Source organism: Streptomyces sp. NPDC050485, assembly GCF_044458185.1.
Lineage (GTDB): Bacteria > Actinomycetota > Actinomycetes > Streptomycetales > Streptomycetaceae > Streptomyces.
On record NZ_JBITHR010000010.1, the window covers coordinates 116,795 to 134,870 of the forward strand.

Here is an 18,076-nt window from a genome sequence, read left to right on the forward strand (position 1 = left end):
CCGGGCTCCGCCTGATGCGCGTACTGGTCGTGACCGCGGTGGCGGCGGAGGCGGACTCCGTCGCCGCCGGCCTCGCCCGCGCCGGATACGCCCCGCCGGGCCCGGAACCCGCCCCCGTACGCGTACCCGTCGGCCACGCAGCGCCGGACCCCGGGCCCGACTCCGTACGCGTACCCACCGAAGACGGCTCCCCGGACCCCGTACCCGGATCCGTACGCGTACCGGCCGGGCACCCATCGCCGGACCCCGCACCGGGCTCGGTGCGCGTACCCGCCGGACCCGCATCGCCGGACCCCGTACCCGGCTCCGTACCCGGATCCGTGCGCCCTGTCGGTCCGCCGCCGCCCACCCGGTTCCGCGGTGGCGGTGGTCACGAGGTGGACGTGCTGCCCGCCGGGGTGGGACCGGCGGCCGCCGCGGCCGGTACCGCCCTCGCGCTCGCCCGTACCCCGTACGACCTGGTCGTGTCGGCCGGGATCGGCGGCGGCTTCCCCGCCCGCGCCCCGCTCGGCTCGCTTGTCGTCGCCTCCGAGATCGTCGCGGCCGACCTGGGCGCCGGCTCCCCCGACGGATTCATCCCCGTCACCTCGCTCGGCTTCGGGCGCGACACACTGCACCCCCCGCTTTCCCTGAGCCGCGCGGTGGCGCGGGCGCTCGGCGCGCTGGAGGGCCCGGTCCTCACCGTCACCACCGCCACCGGCACCGCCGATCGCGCGGCCGGGCTGCTCGCCCGCCATCCGGCCGCCGCCGCCGAGGCGATGGAGGGCTTCGGCGTCGCCGAGGCCGCCGCCCAGCTCGGCGTGCCGGCCATCGAGATCCGCGCGATCTCCAATTCCGTTGGCCCGCGCGACCGTTCGGCCTGGCGGATCGGCGACGCGCTCGCCGCGCTCACCGATGCTTTCGGGAAGTTCCCGCCCGTACTGGAGAGTTGGACGTCACATGACTGAACCGGCCAGCACCGAACCGGCACCGACCGGACCGGCACTGAAGATCGCCTACTCTCCCTGCCCGAACGACACCTTCGTCTTCGACGCCTGGGCGCACGGCCGGGTGCCCGGCGCGCCCGCCCTGGATGTCACGTTCGCCGACATCGACATCACCAACGGCATGGCGGAGCGCGGCGAGTTCGACGTGCTCAAGGTGTCGTACGCGGTGCTGCCGTGGGTCCTCGACGAGTACGCGCTGCTGCCGTGCGGCGGGGCGCTCGGCCGGGGCTGCGGCCCGCTCGTCCTCACCAAGGAAGCGGGGAATGGGGGCACCTCCCTGCTCGAGCGAAGCCGAGAGCTTGGGGGACTCACCGGCAAGACCATCGCCGTGCCGAGTGAGAAGTCGACGGCGTACCTGCTGTTCCGCCTCTGGGCCGCGGACGCCGTGCCCGGCGGGGTCGGCGAGGTCGTCGTCATGCCGTTCCACGAGATCATGCCCGCGGTGCGCGACGGCAAGGTCGACGCCGGCCTGGTCATCCACGAGGCGCGGTTCACCTACCAGCAGTACGGGCTGCACTCGCTGGCCGACATGGGCGAGCACTGGGAGCAGACCACCGGGCTGCCCATCCCGCTCGGCGCGATCATCGCCAAGCGCTCCCTTGGCGCGGACACGCTGCGGCTGCTCGCCGAGTCGGCCCGCACCTCCGTGCGGCTCGCCTGGGACGACCCGGAGGCGTCCCGGCCGTACGTACTGGAGCACGCCCAGGAGATGGACCCGGCGGTGGCCGACCGGCACATCGGGCTCTACGTCAATGAGTTCACCGCCGACCTCGGCGAGGACGGCTACGCCGCGGTGCGCGGGCTCCTGACCCGCGCCGCGGCCGAGGGGCTCGTCCCGCCCCTCGGCCGCGATGCGCTCAGTTTCGTGTGACGGGTAACCCCGCCTTCATGTGACGGGGTTACCCGCCTTCGTCTTCGTGTGCCGGGGTTACACGTCCAACTGGTCGGCGACCGCCCGCAGCAGGCCGCCGATCTTCTTGCCCGCCGCCTTGTCGGGGTAGCGGCCCTTCTCCAGCATCGGCGTGATGTTCTCAAGGAGCGTCGTCAGGTCCTGCACGATGGAGGCCAGTTCATCGGGCTTGCGGCGCTGGGCTGCGGCCACCGAGGGGGCCGGGTCGAGGACCGTGACGGAGAGGGCCTGGTCACCGCGCTGGCCGGCGACGACGCCGAACTCGACGCGCTGGCCGGGCTTGAGTGCGTCGACTCCAGCGGGGAGCACGGAGGAGTGGACGAAGACGTCGCCGCCGTCGTCCCGGGAGAGAAAGCCGAAGCCCTTCTCACTGTTGAACCACTTGACCTTGCCGGTGGGCACGTCTGTCCTCGTCCTCGTACTCGTCGTTGTGTGCGGGGCGCCGAAAACGGCTCTGGATAGCACTACAGCGGGTCGCCTTCCGACCCGCCGACACCAAGGCTAATGGTCCAGGGGCTGCTGACAAGACGTCCCGGGCTGTCCTTACGTGCAGGGGAACTACCCTGGCGGGGTGAGTACCGAAACCCAAGCCAAGGCCGACCACGACGCCCCGGGCCCCGGTGATCGGCTGGTTCGTGTCGGCGCCGTCGTCTTCTTCGTCGGCGCGCTCGCCACGCTGGTCACGGTGGCGCCGCTGTTCCTGCACACCGCGCCGTTCCCGTCGTTCGCCTATCTCGTCTGCATGCTGATGGGCGTCGGCTTCCTGATCGCGGGCGCGGGCGTGCTGCGTTCCATCGCGGACCAGCGCCGCCGGGCCCGCACCTGAGGCACCCGGGGCGACCCGCTCTGTACGTAAGTGCGAGGCCCCGCTGTCAAGCCCGTTCGGCCACGTAATCCTTCAACCAGGCCGGAAATGACGTCAGATCGTCGAGGACGACGTCCGCGCCGGCCGCGCGCAGCTCGTCCGCGCCGATCGGCCCGGTCGGCACCGCGACCGACAGGGCGCCCGCGGTGCGCGCGCCGAGCACATCGCCGAGGTGGTCGCCGACGTACACCGCGGCGCCGTGCTCGCGCAGCGCGGTCGCCTTGCCCTCGGCCCAGAGCCCGCCGACGACCTCGTCCGGGGTGATCCCGAGGTGGTCGAGGTGCAGCCTGGCCTGCGGTGCGTTCTTGGCCGTGACGACGAGGGCCCGGCCGCCGAGCTCCTGCACCGCGCGCACCGCGTCGGCCGCGCCAGGCAGCGCGGGCGTCGGCAGGATCGCTCGTGTGGGGTAGATCTCACGGTACTTGAGGATCATCTCCTCGATGAGTTCCTCGGCGAACCAGTGCCGCAGCTCCCAGTCGAGCGGCGGCCCGAGCCGGCTGACGGCCTGGTCGGCGTCGATGTACGTCCCGGTCGTCGCGGAAAGCTCCTGGTAGACGGCGCGAATACCGGGCCGGGAGTCGATCAGGGTCATGTCGAGGTCGAAGCCGACCGTGGGTGCGTCTATGGGCATGGAGGCCATTGTGCCCAGGTGGGCGGGGCGGCCGGCCCGTGGAGCCGGGCGCCGCGGACCCGGGCGGGGTGGAGACACAGGCCCTTAGACTGGCGCCCGCAGTTAGCCAAGCCTTACCAAACGCCGACCTGTGATGGGCCCTATGCCAGCCGCCGCACCCCGCCGGACCAGACGCGTGCTCGCGACGGCGGCGGCCGTCGCGGCGCTGCTTGTCGCCGTCCTGCTCTCGCTCGCCGTCGGCGCCCGCCAGATCCCGCCGTCGCAGGTCCTGGACGCGCTGTTCGGCGGCGCGCACACCCCCAACGCCGAGGTCGTACGCGAACTGCGGGTGCCGCGCACCCTGATCGGGCTGATGGTCGGCGCCGCCCTCGCCGTCGCGGGCACCGTCCTCCAGGGCATCACCCGCAACCCCATCGCCGACCCCGGCGTCCTCGGCATCAGCCAGGGCGCCTCGGTCGGAGTGGTCCTGGCGATCGCGTTCCTCGGCGTGCACACGCTGACCGGGTACGTGTGGTTCGCCTTCGCGGGCGCGGCCCTCGCCTCCGTCGTCGTCTACGCGATCGCCTCCAGCGGGCGCGGCGGCGCGACCCCCGTCAAGCTCGCGCTCAGCGGCGCCGCGATCAACGCGCTCCTGGTGTCGGTGACGATGGGCGTCCTCACCACCAAGGCCGCAGCCCTCGATGAGTTCCGCTTCTGGCAGGTCGGCTCGCTGGCCGGGCGGGACGCCCAAGTCGCCCACCAGATCTGGCCGTTCCTGCTGGTCGGCGTGGTCCTGGTGGCATGGGTGGCGCGCGGCCTGGACGCGCTCGCGCTCGGCGAGGACGTCGCCAAGGGCCTCGGCCAGAACGTGGCGACGGTACGCGTCCTGGGCGGCATCGGCGCGACCGTGCTGACCGGCGTCGGGGTGGCGGCGGCCGGGCCGATCGCCTTCATCGGCCTCGCGATCCCACACATCGCCCGCGCGATCGTGGGCAGCGACCACCGCTGGGTGCTACCGATGGCGGCCCTGGTGGGCCCGGTGATGCTGCTGGTCGCCGACACGATCGGCCGGGTCGTCTTCCCGCCGAGCGAGATCCCGGCGGGCGTGATGACCGCCCTGATCGGCGTGCCCTTCCTGGTCACCCTGGTCCGCCGGAAGGCGGTCCCGGCATGAGGAACACACCGTTCACGAGGAAGGCGGTCCCGGCATGAGCACCCTCGATGGGACCCGGGGGGCCCGGCTCCGCCCCGCCGGATACACCGTCGTACAGGCCGGCCGCGCGGCCTTCCTGCTGCACCGCAGGGCGACGGCGGTCGCCGCGTCGCTCCTGGTGCTGCTCGCCGCGCTCTGCGTCGCCTACCTCTGCGTCGGCGAGAGTTTCGTCGCCCCCGCCGACGTCCTCAAGGTCCTCACCGGCCAGGACTCGTACGCCGAACTCGTCGTCGGCACGCTGCGACTTCCGCGCCTGGTGGTCGGCCTGATGGTCGGCGCCGCGTTCGGCATCGCGGGCGCGCTCATCCAGACCGTCGCGCGCAACCCGCTCGCCAGCCCCGACATCATCGGCGTCAGCCAGGGCGCCTCGGCGCTCACCGTCGGCGCGATGACGTTCGGCGTGACGTCGTACACCGTGCTGCCCTACCTGTCCGTCGCCGGCGGGGTCCTGGCAGCCGCCCTCGTGTACGTCTTCGCGTGGCGCGGCGGGCTGCACGCGACCCGCTTCGTCCTGATCGGCATCGGCTGCGCGATCGCGCTGCGGTCGGTGACCACGCTGTTCATGACCAGGGGCGACTACCTGGTCGCCCAGCAGGCGCAGATCTGGATGACGGGCTCGCTCAACGGGCGCGGCTGGGACGAGGCCGCGCCGCTCGGCCGGGTGCTGCTCGCGCTGGTGCCCGCCGTGCTGTGGGCGGCCCGCGCCCAGCGCACGGTCTCCCTGGACGACGACACCGCGACCGCCCTTGGCGTACGCCTGGGCCGGGTGCGGCTCGGCCTGGTCGGCACCGGCGTGGTCCTCGCCTCGGTCGCCACGGGCGCGGCCGGTCCGGTCGACTTCGTCGCGCTGCTCGCCCCGCAGATCGCCCGCCGGATGACCCGTACCGCCCAAATACCCTTGTTCTGTTCGGCGTTGATGGGTGCGGTCATCGTGGTCCTGGCCGATCTATTGGCCCGCAAGCTGTTCTCGCCGACCGAGCTTCCGGTGGGCGTGCTCACCGCGGTGATCGGCGCCCCGTATCTGATCTGGCTGATCGTGCGCAGCCGTACGACTGGAGGAAAGCGATGACCAGCCGGCTCACGGCCCGCGAGCTGACGCTCGCCTACGAGGACCGCACGGTCGTGCACGGCCTCGACCTCGCCGTGCCGGACGGGCGGGTGACGGTCATCGTCGGCCCCAACGCCTGCGGCAAGTCCACGACGCTGCGGGCACTGGGCCGGCTGCTCAAGCCCCGGGGCGGCGCGGTCCTGCTGGACGGTACGGAGCTGGCGCGCATCCCCACCAGGAAGATCGCCCAGTCGATAGGCCTGCTGCCGCAGTCGCCCGCGGCGCCCGAGGCGATCACCGTCGCCGACCTGGTCTCGCGCGGCCGCCAGCCGCACCAGCACTGGTGGCAGCAGTGGTCGCAGGCCGACGAGCTGGCGGTCACCGACGCGATGGAGCGCACGGACGTGGCGGCCCTCGCCGACCGCCCGGTGGACGAGCTGTCGGGCGGCCAGCGCCAGCGCGTGTGGATCGCGATGGCACTCGCCCAGGAGACGGACGTACTCCTCATGGACGAGCCGACGACGTACCTGGACATCGCCCACCAGGTCGAAGTCATGGATCTGGTACGGCAGTTGAACCACGAGCGGGGCCGTACGGTGGTCATGGTCCTACACGACCTGAACCAGGCCGCGCGGTACGCCGACCACCTCGTGGCGATGAAGGCCGGGCGGATCGTCGCCGAGGGCCGCCCCGAGGACGTGGTGACGGCGGATCTCGTACGCGACGTGTTCGGCCTGGACTCGGTGGTGGTCCCGGACCCGGTGACGGGCTCGCCGCTGGTGGTGCCCGGCGCCCCCTACTCACCCGCCCTGGAGAGGACATCCCGATGACGACGATCTCCCGCCGCACCCTGGTGACGGGCGCGCTCGCCCTGACGGGCGCGCTGGCACTGAGCGCATGCTCATCGGGCGCAGGCAAATCGGGTTCTCAGAGCGGCAGTTCGCACATCATGCACACCGCGATGGGGGACGTACGGGTCAAGGACCACCCGCAGCGGGTCGTCGTCCTCGACACCGCGGAACTCGACTCGGCGATCACGCTGGGCGTGCAGCCGGTGGGCTCGACGCACGCCGATGTCGCGTCCGGGTTCCTCGACTACCTGCCCAAGGACAGGCTCACCGGCATCAAGGACGTCGGCGAGATGATGAACCCGAGCCTGGAGTCCATCGCCGCGCTCAAGCCCGACCTGATCCTCACCAGCAAGGTGCGCCACGGCGACAAGTACGCGGAGCTGAAGAAGATCGCGCCGACGGTGATGACGGAGTCCACGGGCTACACCTGGAAGGAGAACTTCCTGGTCCACGCGGAGGCGCTGGGCAAGCAGGCGGAGGTGCCGCGGGTCACGGAGGCGTACGCGGCGCACGCCCGCCAGGTGACCGCGGGCCTCGGCGGACCCGCGAAGGCGGCGGCACTGAAGGTCAACGTCGTCCGCTTCGTGGAGGGCGCGGACATCCGCATCTACGGGCGGAAGAACTACATCGCGACGGTCCTCGCGGATGCGGGCCTCGGCCGCCCCCCGGTCGTCGACAAGGCGCAGGACGGCTTCTCGTACGAGGTGAGCCCCGAGCGGATCGACCTCGCGGACGCGGATGTCATCTTCCACGCGACGTACGGCGACCCGGCGAAGTCGAAGCAGACGCGGACGCTGGGGAGCGCGCTGTGGAGGGGGCTGCCGGCGGTGCGCGCGGGCCGGGTCCACACGGTGGACGACCAGCTCTGGATCCAGGGCATCGGCTACACGGCGGCGAACCGGATCCTGGACGAGCTGAGCGGAATGCTGAACCCTGGGCCGGTGAAATCAAGCCCCTCATGGGGGTCCCCCCTGGCCCTTTAGGCCTTGGGGGAGCTTGAGGAGCGGGGTCTGGGGCAAAGCCCCAGCAGCCATCGGGCCGCACCCGAACCCTCACCCCCCGGAGGGTTTCGGGAAGGGGTGGGGTGGGGCACCTCCGGGGTCTGGGGCGGAGCCCCAGGGGGGCCGCACCGTCCAACTCTGCGCTACGGGCGGGCGGGTGGGAAAACGGCCCTCCCTCAGCGCGCACCCCGCTGTGACCGCCACACCACGAACCCCGCCGACGCCACCGCCGCCACCCTGATCAGCCACGGCCACATTCCGTTCAGCGCCGCCCCCATCTCGCCCTGCGCGATCGGGTCGCCCCAGCGCCCGTCCTGGCGGCCCCAGAGCCAGACAAGGCCGCCCAGCAGGGTCAGGCCGGGCATGCCCAGTACCGCCCACTTCGCCTCCGTACGGCTGAGCCTGCGGGATGCGTACGCGATGAGCCAGCCCGCACCCAGCGCCGGCCACAGCCCGGACAGCGCGCCCGCCACGAGCAGCGCTGCCGCGAGCAGGAGCAGGGGGTTCGCCAGGCCGGCTCCCGCGCCGGGCGAGCGGCGCAGGCTCAGTCGCCTGCGCCGAGCCGGGACGGCCTCGGCCGCGGCCTCCTCGAATTCCTCCTCCCCGGCTTCATCGGCCTCCGCTTCCTCCTCCGGCGGCTTCATCATGTCCGGGATCTCGACCCCGCCCACGAACCCCGCCACGGAGTCCCCCGCACCCCCGAGCGGGCCGGGCGCGACGCGCCACCAGTCCGGTTCGACGCCCTGCGCGCCGAGTTCGTCCATGCCCGCCAGATGCGGCGGCGACGGCACCACCGGCGGCGCCGCCGCCTCCGTCTTGCGCGGGCGCGGGACCCGCTTGGCCCGGCCGGGGAACAGCCGGTCGCGCTGGGTCGGCACGGCCGCCTCCGGCCCGGGCGACGGCGGAACGTACGACCCACCAGACCCGCCAGGCCCCGCCCCCGACCCCGACGCCGCCGTCTCCACCACCTCCTCCGGCGTCCCGAACCGCCCGAGGATCCGCCGCACCGTCGCAGGCGTCTCATTCGCGTACTTCGCCCGCTGCCGGTCGATGTCGTCGCGCAGCGCCGACACCAGCCGCATCCGGTCCCCGGACGGCAGCTGCCGCTGCTGGGCCAGGTCTCCCACCCGGCTCAGGTAGTCGTAGACCAGCTGGTCGCTCTCGATGCCCACGCGCGTTTCCCCTCCCCGGGCCCCGCCCTCCCCCAAACTCTTGAAGAGCAGGGGGGACCCCCATCCAAGCTCTTGAGGAGCAGCGGGGACTCCCACCCTCCCTGAGAGCCGCGTCCGCCGGACCGGTCGCGTTTCGGACACCGGCTCTGGGTCCTGACGGTAGCGCGCAGCGGCTAACGTGGGGCGGATGGGGACCGGCCAGCGCAATCAGGAGGCGCACGTGCCCGACACAACGACCGGCACGGCCGGCGCGACGAGCAGGGCTGCCTCGGCACCCCGCACCCTCGCCGAGGCCCTGCGCGCCCGCCCCGACGACTCCCTGGCCGCGCTGCTGCGGATCCGCCCCGATCTGCTCAGCCCCGTCCCGGGCGACCTCACCCAGCTCGCCACCCGCGCCGGCACCAGGGCCTCCGTCGTACGCGCCCTGGAGCGGCTCGACACGTTCGCGCTCCAGACCGCCCAGGCGCTCGCCGTGGCGCCCGACCCCGCCCCGTACGACACCGTACGGAGCCTGCTCGCCGGGGACGACGGCGATCCGGCGGTCGAGGACGCGCTGCCCGGCGCCGTCGTGGCGCTGCGCGAGCAGGCGCTGCTGTGGGGCGGCGACGACCGGCTGCGGCTCGTGCGTACCGCCCGCGAACTGCTCGCCCCCTCCCCCACGCATCCCTCCGCCACCGGCCTCGGGCCGACCGTCGCCGAGGCGACCGCGGGGATGTCGCCGGGCCGCGTCCAGGAGATCCTCAAGGCGGCCGGGCTCCCGGCCACCCACGACCCGGTCTCCGCGGTCGCCGCGCTGACCTCCCTGTTCACCGACCGCGCGCGGATGGCCGCGCTGCTCGACTCGGCGCCATCCGAGGCGCTGACGGTCCTGGACCGCCTGGTGTGGGGGCCGCCGTACGGCGAGGTGTCCGCCGATCCGCCGCCGCCGGTGCGCTGGCTGCGCGACCACGGCCTGCTCCTCCCGGCCTCCCCGCGCACCCTGGTGCTGCCACGCGAGGTCGCCCTGCATCTGCGCGCCGGGCGCGCGCACCGGGCGCCCGGACCGGTGCCGCCCGCCGTAGTGCCGCTGCGCGAATACCGTCCACAGGTTGTGGACGCGGCCGGTGCGGGCCAGGCGTTCACCGCGCTGTCCACCGTCGAGGACCTGCTCGCCGAGTGGAACGAGGGCGGCCCCGCCGTGCTGCGCGCCGGCGGTCTGTCCGTGCGCGATCTCAAGCGCACCGCGACCGCCCTGGACGCCACCGAGCCGGTCGCCGCGTTCTGGCTCGAACTCGCTTACGCGGCAGGCCTGTTGGCGACAGACGGCGAGGCGGACGAGCGCTATGCGCCGACCCCCGAGTACGACGACTGGCTGGAGCTGCCGCCCGCCGAACGGTGGGGCCGGCTCGCCGTGGCCTGGCTCGCCGCGACCCGTACCTCCGGGCTCGTCGGCGACCAGGACACCAAGGGCCGTACGCTCTCCGCCCTCGGCCCCGAACTCGACCGCTCCCCCGCGCCCGAGGTCCGCCACCGCGTCCTCGCCCTGCTCGCCACCCTGCCCGAGGCCACCGCCCCGGACCCCGAATCGCTGCTCGCCCGGCTGCGCTGGGAGCGTCCGGCGCGCAGCGGACCGGACGACCTGCGCTCACGCCTCGCCCAATGGGCGCTGTCCGAGGCCGAGTTGCTGGGGGTGACCGGCCGGGGCGCGCTCACCACGCACGGCCGTACGCTCCTCGCCCCGGCCTCCGGCGCCCTCGAACTCGACGCCCTCGGCCACCTCGCGGCCCATGCCCTGGACCCGCACCTTCCCGAGCCCGTCGACCACGTACTGCTCCAGGCCGATCTGACGGCGGTCGCACCCGGCCCGCTGCGGCGGCCGCTCGCCGCGATGCTCGGGGTGCTCGCCGACATCGAGTCCAAGGGCGGCGCGACCGTCTACCGCTTCACCCCGGGCTCGGTGCGCCGCGCCCTCGACGCCGGCCAGACCGCCACCGACCTGCAGGCCTTCCTGACCGAGCACAGCCGTACGCCGGTGCCGCAGCCGCTCAGCTATCTGATCGACGATGTGGCCCGCCGACACGGCCACCTGCGGGTGGGTGTGGCCTCGGCCTATGTGCGCTGCGACGACGAATCGATGCTGGGTGAGATCCTCGCCGACAAGCGCAGCCAGCCGCTGCGGCTGCGCCGGCTCGCCCCGACGGTCCTGGCCACCACGGCCGAACCGGCCGTCCTGCTCGACGGGTTGCGTTCGATGGGGTACGCGCCGGCCGCCGAGTCCGCCGAGGGCGATGTCCTGATCACCCGCGCCGACGCCCGCCGCACCCCGCGCCGCACCCCGCCGGTGCCGGTCCCGGACGGCCCGCCGCTGCCCGACGAGACACTGCTCGGCGCGGCCGTGCGGGCGATCCGGGCGGGCGACACGGCGGCCACCGTCGTACGCAAGGAGCCGGAGGCGGCCCGCACCGACGGCTCACTGCCGCGCACCTCGCCCGCCGAGACCCTTGCCACCGTGCAGGCGGCGGCCATGACCGGCTCGGCGGTCTGGATCGGCTATGTGAACGCGGAGGGCACCGCCAGCCAGCGCGTCATCGCGCCGGTACGGGTGGAGGGCGGCTTCGTCACCGCGTACGACCACACGGCGGACGAAGTCCGCACCTACCCCCTGCACCGCATCACAGGCGTCGCAGAACTCGCCGACGACCCGGCGTAACGCGCCCCGAAGGGGCGCGGGGAACTGCGCGAGCAACCGGGCACGGCCCGCAGTCGACATCCGGCCCCCTCAAGGGGCGCGGGGAACTGCGCGACCAGCCTCCCCCAAGCTCTCAACTTCTCCCCCAAGTTCTCGGCTTCGCTCGAACAGGGGGGACCCCCATGCGCAGCGGGGACCCCCATCGGCCCGCAGCCGACGAACGCACCTCCCCGCGGAGCGCCTAGTCGACGTTGACCGGCCCGTCGCCCTTCCCCTCGTTGCCCTCCGGCTTGCCCGAGAGCAGTCCCGGGAGACTGAGCTGCCTGCCACTCTTCTCGGAACGGTGCTCGGGCGATCCGAGATTCTGCCGCACCGAGTCGAGGATCGTCAGCCCCTGCCCGACAAGCCCCGCCGCGATCTCGCCCAACCCATCCGCGCCGTTGAGCACATTGACGTTCGCCCCCGCGAGGCCCCCCGCGGCCTCCTTCACGATCTGCGGCAGCTGGTCGATCAGCATCCGGTCCAGCGCGACCCGGTCGTACGAGGCGGCGGCCTCGGCCTGGATCTTCATCCGCTCCGCCTCGGCGATCGCGAGCACCTTGATGCGCTCGGCCTCGGCCTGGGCGGGCTTGACGATCTCGGCGACCAGCTGCTGCTGGCGCAGTTCCGCGGCGCGCTGGGCGAGTTCGGTCTGCGCGGCGAGCACCTCCTGCTGGGCGTGCGCCTGCGCGAGCGGACCGGCCTGGGACGCTTGCGCCTGGGCCCGGTCGACCTCGGCGGAGTACTCGGCCTTCACGACCGCGGTCTGCCGCGCGTACTCGGCCTGGTTGCGCGCGGCGACCTGCTCCGCCTCCACCGAGGCCTGGGTGGCCTGCGCCTGGGCGATCTGCGCCTGGCGCTGGATGGCGGCCTTGTGCGGCGCCGACATCGCGTCGATGTAGCCGACATCGCCGTCGTCGATCGACTGGATCTGCAGCGAGTCCACGATCAGACCGATCTTCGCCATCTCGGTCTTCGAGGTCTCCAGGACCTCGGCGGCGAGCTTCTGCCGCTCGGTGACGATCTCCTCGACGGTCATCGAGCCGATGATGGACCGCAGGTGACCGGCGAAGATCCGGCCGGTCAGGACCGACATCTGGTCCTGGTCGGACAGGAAGCGCTGGCCCGCGTTGACGATGCTCTCGTTGTCGTTGCCGACCTTGAACGCGATCACGGCGCGCACGTGCAGCGCGATGCCCTGCCGGGTCACACAGGTCTCGGTGACCTCGGCTTCGCACATCGACAGGGTGAGGAAGCGGGTCTTGCGGAAAACCGGCAGGACGAACTTGCCGTGGCCGGTCACTACGCGGAACGGGGCGCCCCCGAGGCCGCGCCTGCCACCCGAGATCAGCATTGCCTCGTCGGGGGCGGGAACCCGGTAACCGAACATCCTTTGTCTCCTTAACCGGCGTCGGCGGCGCCGCCGCCCAACGCGTCCAACGGATCGGCCCACTCGATGACGTCCACCTGGCGGGTGCCACGCGATCCGATCACGAGCACGGTCGTCCCCTTCGGAAGGGGTTCCTCCGACCAGGCGAGGAAGGCCTCGGAGCCGCCCCTGACACTCACCAGGATCTCGCCGGGACCGGCGGCTCCGCGAGTGGCCACGAGCAGCACTCCGGGACAGCCGATGACCGCATAGTCCTCTTCCACGGCCTGGCGCCCCCCATCGTTCTGGTTCTGGATTTCAGACCTTAGACCCGTGCGGATCAGGGGCCTATGCTCGGGCCACCCTGTGTTGGACCGGAACCCACGATCCCGGCCCTGACCTGGGGTTCGGCTCACCTAGTCGTGCAGGTTCCAGCCGAACATCAGGGCCACGCAGAGGAACACGATCAAGATTGCCATGGCGGAGATCTTCGTGAGGACGAAGGCCAGCATCGCGCCGCCGACCCCCAGCCCGATCCGCGCCGGCCGCAGGGTCCGCCGGTGCGGAAGCAGCCAGCTCGCGGCGATCAGCGCGCTCGGTACCGCGTAGAGCGCCACGGTGAGGGCCGTCGACCCGGACCGCGACCCGAATCCGGACAGCACCGAGAGGTCGAGCCAGCCGAACAGGAACATCAGCCCGGTGGCCAGCGAGGGCACCACCCACCACCACTCGTCGCGGGCGTCGGCCGGTATCCACTGCCCGGCGGGGATGCGCTGCCCCTGGTACGCGGAAGGGTTCCACTGCGTCGTCATGCCCCCATCCCACCGCCCGCCCCCACCCCGCCGGCACCGCCCACGTACTCAGCCGCTACTCATCCCGGACACCCGGCCCGCAGGTACCCGCGCCCATGTGTGGCCCCGCCGCACCTCCGGATACGGCAGACTGGAAGTTTGCCCGCCCATGCCAGGGTGGCCATCCGTCGGAAGGGACACGCCCCAGGTGAATGGACCACTCATCGTCCAGAGCGACAAAACCCTGCTCCTGGAGGTCGACCACGAGCAGGCCGACGCCTGCCGTCGTGCCATCGCGCCCTTCGCCGAGCTGGAGCGGGCCCCCGAGCACATCCACACCTACCGGGTGACGCCGCTGGGCCTGTGGAACGCGCGGGCCGCCGGGCACGACGCCGAGCAGGTCGTCGACGCGCTGGTCGAGTTCTCTCGCTACCCGGTCCCGCACGCCCTGCTCGTGGACATCGCCGAGACGATGGCCCGCTACGGCCGCCTCACCCTCTCCAAGCACCCCGTGCACGGCCTCGTGCTGACCTCCACCGACCGGCCCGTACTCGAAGAGATCCTGCGGTCGAAGAAGGTCACCCCGCTGGTCGGGGCCCGCATCGACCCCGACACGGTCGCCGTGCACCCCTCCGAGCGCGGCCAGATCAAGCAGACCCTGCTGAAGCTGGGCTGGCCGGCCGAGGACCTCGCCGGGTACGTCGACGGCGAGGCGCACCCCATCGAGCTCGCGGAGAACGGCTGGGCGCTGCGCCCGTACCAGAGGCAGGCCGTCGAGGGCTTCTGGCACGGCGGCAGCGGTGTCGTCGTGCTGCCCTGCGGCGCCGGAAAGACGCTGGTGGGGGCCGGGGCGATGGCCGAGGCGAAGGCGACCACGCTGATCCTGGTCACCAACACCGTCTCGGCCCGCCAGTGGAAGCACGAGCTGGTGAAGCGGACCTCGCTGACCGAGGACGAGATCGGCGAGTACAGCGGTACGCGCAAGGAGATCCGGCCCGTCACCATCGCGACGTACCAAGTCCTCACCACCCGCCGCAAGGGCGTCTACCCGCACCTGGAGCTGTTCGACTCCCGCGACTGGGGGCTGATCGTCTACGACGAGGTGCACCTGCTGCCCGCGCCCGTCTTCAAGTTCACCGCCGACCTCCAGGCCCGCCGCCGCCTCGGCCTGACCGCGACGCTGGTGCGGGAGGACGGCCGCGAGTCGGACGTGTTCTCGCTGATCGGGCCGAAGCGGTTCGACGCCCCGTGGAAGGAGATCGAGGCGCAGGGCTACATCGCACCGGCCGACTGCGTGGAGGTACGGGTGAATCTCACCGACTCGGAGCGGCTCGCGTACGCGACCGCCGAGACGGAGGAGAAGTACCGCTTCTGTGCGACGACCGCGACGAAGCGGAAGGTGACGGAGGCGCTGGTACGGAGGTTCGCGGGCCAGCAGATCCTGGTCATCGGCCAGTACATCGACCAACTGGACGAGCTGGGCGAGCACTTGAACGCGCCCGTCATCAAGGGCGAGACCTCCAACGCCCAGCGCGAGAAGCTCTTCGGCGCGTTCCGGGAGGGCGAGATCAGCGTGCTCGTGGTCTCCAAGGTCGCGAACTTCTCGATCGACCTGCCGGAGGCGACCGTCGCCATCCAGGTGTCGGGCACGTTCGGCTCCCGCCAGGAGGAGGCGCAGCGCCTGGGCCGCGTCCTGCGCCCGAAGGCGGACGGCCACCAGGCCCACTTCTACTCGGTGGTGGCCCGCGACACCATCGACCAGGACTTCGCGGCCCACCGCCAGCGCTTCCTGGCCGAACAGGGCTACGCCTACCGGATCATGGACGCGGACGAACTCCTGGCGGACAGCTGAGAGTTGGCTGCGCGGACAGCTGAGAGTTGGCTGCGGGCGTCCGGGCCCGCCACGCCACCCACCCCACCACCGCAAGCCCCACCAGCGCGTACGGGGACGCCAACGGCTGCTGCCACAGGGGCAGTTGGAGGACGAGGCCGCCTTCGTGGGGGACGAGCCACAGGGTGCGGGCGGTGAAGACGGCGGCGAGTGCGGCGGCCGTACGCCAGCGGCCCTCGGCCACCAGCAGGGCGAGCAGCGGGACGCACCACACCCAGTGGTGCGACCAGCTGATGGGGGAGATCAGCAGGGCGGTGAAGGCGGTGACCAGCAGGGCCCGGCGTTCGTCGGCGCGGCGCGCGGTCCACAGCCCGGCGGCGCCGACGGCGACCGCGCACACCGCCCACACCGCGCCCGGCTCGGGGGTGTGCAGCAGCCGCGCGAGGAGCCCCTGCAAGGACTGGTTGTCGACGATCCACGCCTTGCCGACCCGCCCGGTCTCGAAGAGCCGCCGGGTCCAGAACTCGACGCTGGCACAAGGGAGTACGAGCCCGCCGAGCAGTACGGTCGCCCCGAACCCGGCCAGGGCGGTGGCGGCCTCCCGGCGGCGCCCCCGCACCAGCAGGTGCAGCACGAAGAACAGCGGTGTCACCTTGATCCCGGCGGCGACCCCGACCGCGAACCCCTTGCCGGCGGCGCCCGCCGGCCGGGACAGGTCCCAGAGCACGAGACAGCCGAGCGCGAGGTTGATCTGCCCGAAGAGCAGGGTCTGGAAGACGGGTTCGAGCCACAGCCCGGCGGCGGTCGCGGCAAGGACGTACGGAAGGTGCGGCCTCAGACCCGCGAAGCGGCAGGAGAGCCGCACCAGGAGCGCGAGCAGCGCGGCGTTGCCGACGACGAAGGCCACCTTGAGCACCGAAAGCGGCGGCCAGGCGGCCGGCACGAACAGCAGGGCGGCGAACGGCGGATAGGTGGCGGGCAGCTGCCACTCGGTGACGGTGAACCCGTAGAGATCGGTGCCGTTGGCGACGGCCGCGCCCTCCGCCCGGTAGACCAGGGCGTCCGCCATGGGGATCCGCAGGGCGACGCAGAGTGCGGTGAGCACGGCGAGCGAGAGCGCGAGAAGGGCGCCCGATGCGACGGTGACGGTGGGGGCATTGACAGCAGGTGCGCGTTCGGTCACATGAAGTGACCCTAGCGGCGAGGGGGTTGATACCGACGGGGTTGGCGCCGTGCGGGTCAGTGCTTGCGGTGCACACCCGCCTCCTCGGCGTACTCCCCGAGGACGACGACGCTGAACGCGGCGCCGGCCAGGACCTTGGCGGCCCTGACCGCATTGCCGATCTTGTGGGTACGGTGGAGAACGGCGCCCGAGGCAGTGGCGCCCCTGGGGGTGCCGGGCCGGGCGGAGGGGGCTGGGTTGAAGGTCGCGGTGCTCATATATCCATGATGTAACTCGGACAACCGAGTCACATCGCTCCCCGGGTTGAACCTCCTGACCCCCCGCCTACTCCTTTGGTCCGACCCCATCCCCTACGGGTATGAGCCCGCGTCTCCACGGAGGATTGACGACGATGGACGAACAGGCCCCCGACCGCGCCCCCGGCCCCGACCGCGACCACGCTCCCAAGCACTCCCACTCCCCCAACCGCGCCCCCGACCACGAACAGCTCGCCGAGCATTTCGAGGAGCATCGCGGCCACCTGCGCGCGGTGGCGTACCGGATGCTCGGTTCGCTCAGCGAGGCCGAGGACGCCGTCCAGGAGGGCTGGCTGCGGGCCAGCCGCGCGGACAGCAGCGCGGTCGAGAACATCGGCGGCTGGCTGACCACGATCGTCGGGCGGGTCTGCCTGAACATGCTGCGCTCGCGCAGTGCCCGGCACGAGGCGGCGCTCGATGTCGGGGAGTACGAGCACGTGCACGTGCCGGATCCGGTACTCGGCCGGGTGGACGTGCTGGACCCCGAGCAGGAGGCGCTGCTGACCGACTCGGTGGGCCTCGCGCTCCTGGTGGTCCTGGACACCCTGGCGCCCGCCGAGCGCCTCGCCTTCGTCCTGCACGACATGTTCGCGGTGCCCTTCGAGGACATCGCGCCGATCGTCGACAAGACGGCGGCCGCGACCCGCCAGCTGGCCAGCCGGGCCCGGCGGCGGGTGCAGGGGCAGGGGCCGTCTCCCTCCGCCGACCGGGGCCGCCAGCGCGAGGTGGTCGAGGCGTTCATCTCCGCTTCGCGGGGCGGCGACTTCGAGGCGCTGCTCGCGCTGCTCGACCCGGATGTGCTGCTGCGGGCCGACGCGGGGCTGCTGCCGGCGACGAAGCTGGTACGGGGTGCGCGTGCGGTGGCCGGACAGGCCTACAGCTTCCGCAAGTTCGCGTCCTTGTCCCGGACGGTCCTGATCAACGGCACACCGGGGATCGTCTCGGTGGTCGAGGGCCGGGTGTACTCGGTCATGGCATTCACCCTGGGCGAGAACGGCAAGATCACCGAACTCAACATCCTGGCGGACCCGGAGCGCACGGGAACGCTGGACGTGTCATTCCTGGCCCTCTGACCCTGGTCTGCGTTATTAAGCCCCTCCGGCGTTTGAGGAGCGGGGTCTGGGGCGGAGCCCCAGTTCGGGAAGGGGCGGGGTGGGGAAAAATCATTCGCCCCGCCCCCCCCCCCCCCCCCCAAAACCCCCCCCCCCCCAAACCCCCGAGGGACCCCCAGCACACCCGCCAC

Annotated in this window: 18 protein-coding genes; 10 read left to right on the forward strand and 8 right to left on the reverse strand. The window is 72.5% G+C overall.

The window, feature by feature from the left end; translation table 11 throughout:
• The first annotated feature begins 14 nt into the window (after positions 1–14).
• Together ACIBK6_RS21445 and ACIBK6_RS21450 are read left to right on the forward strand one after the other, a co-directional pair.
• Entirely contained in the window at positions 15–947 is a 933-nt protein-coding gene (locus tag ACIBK6_RS21445) for a futalosine hydrolase (protein ID WP_399052882.1), read from the forward strand.
• Positions 940–1,857, forward strand: coding sequence for a 1,4-dihydroxy-6-naphthoate synthase (locus tag ACIBK6_RS21450; RefSeq protein ID WP_399052883.1), 918 nt, complete (start codon positions 940–942; stop codon positions 1,855–1,857). Before ACIBK6_RS21445 ends, ACIBK6_RS21450 begins: the two co-directional genes overlap by 8 nt.
• A 57-nt stretch (positions 1,858–1,914) precedes the next feature.
• Here ACIBK6_RS21450 and ACIBK6_RS21455 read toward each other — a convergent pair whose 3' ends face one another.
• The gene (locus ACIBK6_RS21455; RefSeq protein WP_189965218.1) at positions 1,915–2,298 is read right to left on the reverse strand and encodes a cold-shock protein; all 384 of its coding nucleotides are present in this window, start codon (positions 2,296–2,298) and stop codon (positions 1,915–1,917) included.
• A 169-nt stretch (positions 2,299–2,467) separates the two neighbouring features.
• Here ACIBK6_RS21455 and ACIBK6_RS21460 point away from each other — a divergent pair, with 169 nt between their 5' ends.
• A complete protein-coding gene (locus ACIBK6_RS21460) occupies positions 2,468–2,722 on the forward strand; it encodes a hypothetical protein (RefSeq protein WP_399052884.1) in 255 nt (84 codons plus the stop codon).
• Positions 2,723–2,768: 46 nt separating this feature from the next.
• Here ACIBK6_RS21460 and ACIBK6_RS21465 read toward each other — a convergent pair whose 3' ends face one another.
• Positions 2,769–3,401 carry an HAD family hydrolase gene (locus ACIBK6_RS21465; protein WP_399052885.1) on the reverse strand — a complete coding sequence of 211 codons (633 nt, stop codon included), beginning with the start codon at positions 3,399–3,401 and terminating at the stop codon, positions 2,769–2,771.
• A 133-nt stretch (positions 3,402–3,534) separates the two neighbouring features.
• Between ACIBK6_RS21465 and ACIBK6_RS21470 the strand changes: the two genes are divergently transcribed.
• The 4 genes from ACIBK6_RS21470 to ACIBK6_RS21485 are packed head-to-tail and all read left to right on the forward strand — an operon-like array spanning position 3,535 to position 7,466.
• Positions 3,535–4,545 carry a FecCD family ABC transporter permease gene (locus tag ACIBK6_RS21470; protein WP_399052886.1) on the forward strand — a complete coding sequence of 337 codons (1,011 nt, stop codon included), beginning with the start codon at positions 3,535–3,537 and terminating at the stop codon, positions 4,543–4,545.
• Between the two features lie 34 nt (positions 4,546–4,579).
• Positions 4,580–5,653 (forward strand): FecCD family ABC transporter permease, encoded by a 1,074-nt coding sequence (locus ACIBK6_RS21475; RefSeq protein ID WP_399052887.1) that lies wholly within the window; start codon positions 4,580–4,582, stop codon positions 5,651–5,653.
• Positions 5,650–6,462 carry an ABC transporter ATP-binding protein gene (locus ACIBK6_RS21480; RefSeq protein WP_399052888.1) on the forward strand — a complete coding sequence of 271 codons (813 nt, stop codon included), beginning with the start codon at positions 5,650–5,652 and terminating at the stop codon, positions 6,460–6,462. Before ACIBK6_RS21475 ends, ACIBK6_RS21480 begins: the two co-directional genes overlap by 4 nt.
• Positions 6,459–7,466 carry an ABC transporter substrate-binding protein gene (locus ACIBK6_RS21485; protein ID WP_399052889.1) on the forward strand — a complete coding sequence of 336 codons (1,008 nt, stop codon included), beginning with the start codon at positions 6,459–6,461 and terminating at the stop codon, positions 7,464–7,466. The genes ACIBK6_RS21480 and ACIBK6_RS21485 overlap by 4 nt, the downstream gene beginning before the upstream one ends.
• A gap of 194 nt (positions 7,467–7,660) precedes the next feature.
• Here ACIBK6_RS21485 and ACIBK6_RS21490 read toward each other — a convergent pair whose 3' ends face one another.
• A complete protein-coding gene (locus ACIBK6_RS21490; protein ID WP_399052890.1) occupies positions 7,661–8,656 on the reverse strand; it encodes a hypothetical protein in 996 nt (331 codons plus the stop codon).
• A gap of 187 nt (positions 8,657–8,843) precedes the next feature.
• Here ACIBK6_RS21490 and ACIBK6_RS21495 point away from each other — a divergent pair, with 187 nt between their 5' ends.
• The gene (locus ACIBK6_RS21495; protein WP_399052891.1) at positions 8,844–11,345 is read left to right on the forward strand and encodes a helicase-associated domain-containing protein; all 2,502 of its coding nucleotides are present in this window, start codon (positions 8,844–8,846) and stop codon (positions 11,343–11,345) included.
• A 220-nt stretch (positions 11,346–11,565) separates the two neighbouring features.
• On the opposite strand, the gene ACIBK6_RS21500 is transcribed toward ACIBK6_RS21495, so the two are convergent.
• The 3 genes from ACIBK6_RS21500 to ACIBK6_RS21510 form a co-directional block, all read right to left on the reverse strand.
• Positions 11,566–12,753 (reverse strand): flotillin family protein, encoded by a 1,188-nt coding sequence (locus ACIBK6_RS21500; protein WP_399052892.1) that lies wholly within the window; start codon positions 12,751–12,753, stop codon positions 11,566–11,568.
• Between the two features lie 11 nt (positions 12,754–12,764).
• Complete coding sequence (locus tag ACIBK6_RS21505; protein ID WP_399052893.1) at positions 12,765–13,016, reverse strand: hypothetical protein; 252 nt, start codon at positions 13,014–13,016, stop codon at positions 12,765–12,767.
• A 132-nt stretch (positions 13,017–13,148) separates the two neighbouring features.
• On the reverse strand, positions 13,149–13,544 hold the full coding sequence (locus ACIBK6_RS21510; protein WP_399052894.1) for a hypothetical protein: 396 nt from the start codon (positions 13,542–13,544) through the stop codon (positions 13,149–13,151).
• A 187-nt stretch (positions 13,545–13,731) separates the two neighbouring features.
• Here ACIBK6_RS21510 and ACIBK6_RS21515 point away from each other — a divergent pair, with 187 nt between their 5' ends.
• Positions 13,732–15,375, forward strand: a complete 1,644-nt coding sequence (locus ACIBK6_RS21515) for a DNA repair helicase XPB (protein WP_399052895.1) — start codon at positions 13,732–13,734, stop codon at positions 15,373–15,375.
• On the opposite strand, the gene ACIBK6_RS21520 is transcribed toward ACIBK6_RS21515, so the two are convergent.
• Entirely contained in the window at positions 15,341–16,537 is a 1,197-nt protein-coding gene (locus ACIBK6_RS21520) for a glycosyltransferase 87 family protein (RefSeq protein WP_399052896.1), read from the reverse strand. The genes ACIBK6_RS21515 and ACIBK6_RS21520 overlap by 35 nt on opposite strands.
• Positions 16,538–16,593: 56 nt before the next feature.
• On the reverse strand, positions 16,594–16,794 hold the full coding sequence (locus ACIBK6_RS21525; RefSeq protein ID WP_399052897.1) for a hypothetical protein: 201 nt from the start codon (positions 16,792–16,794) through the stop codon (positions 16,594–16,596).
• A 134-nt stretch (positions 16,795–16,928) separates the two neighbouring features.
• Between ACIBK6_RS21525 and ACIBK6_RS21530 the strand changes: the two genes are divergently transcribed.
• The gene (locus ACIBK6_RS21530) at positions 16,929–17,906 is read left to right on the forward strand and encodes a sigma-70 family RNA polymerase sigma factor (RefSeq protein WP_399052898.1); all 978 of its coding nucleotides are present in this window, start codon (positions 16,929–16,931) and stop codon (positions 17,904–17,906) included.
• The last annotated feature ends 170 nt before the right edge of the window (positions 17,907–18,076 follow it).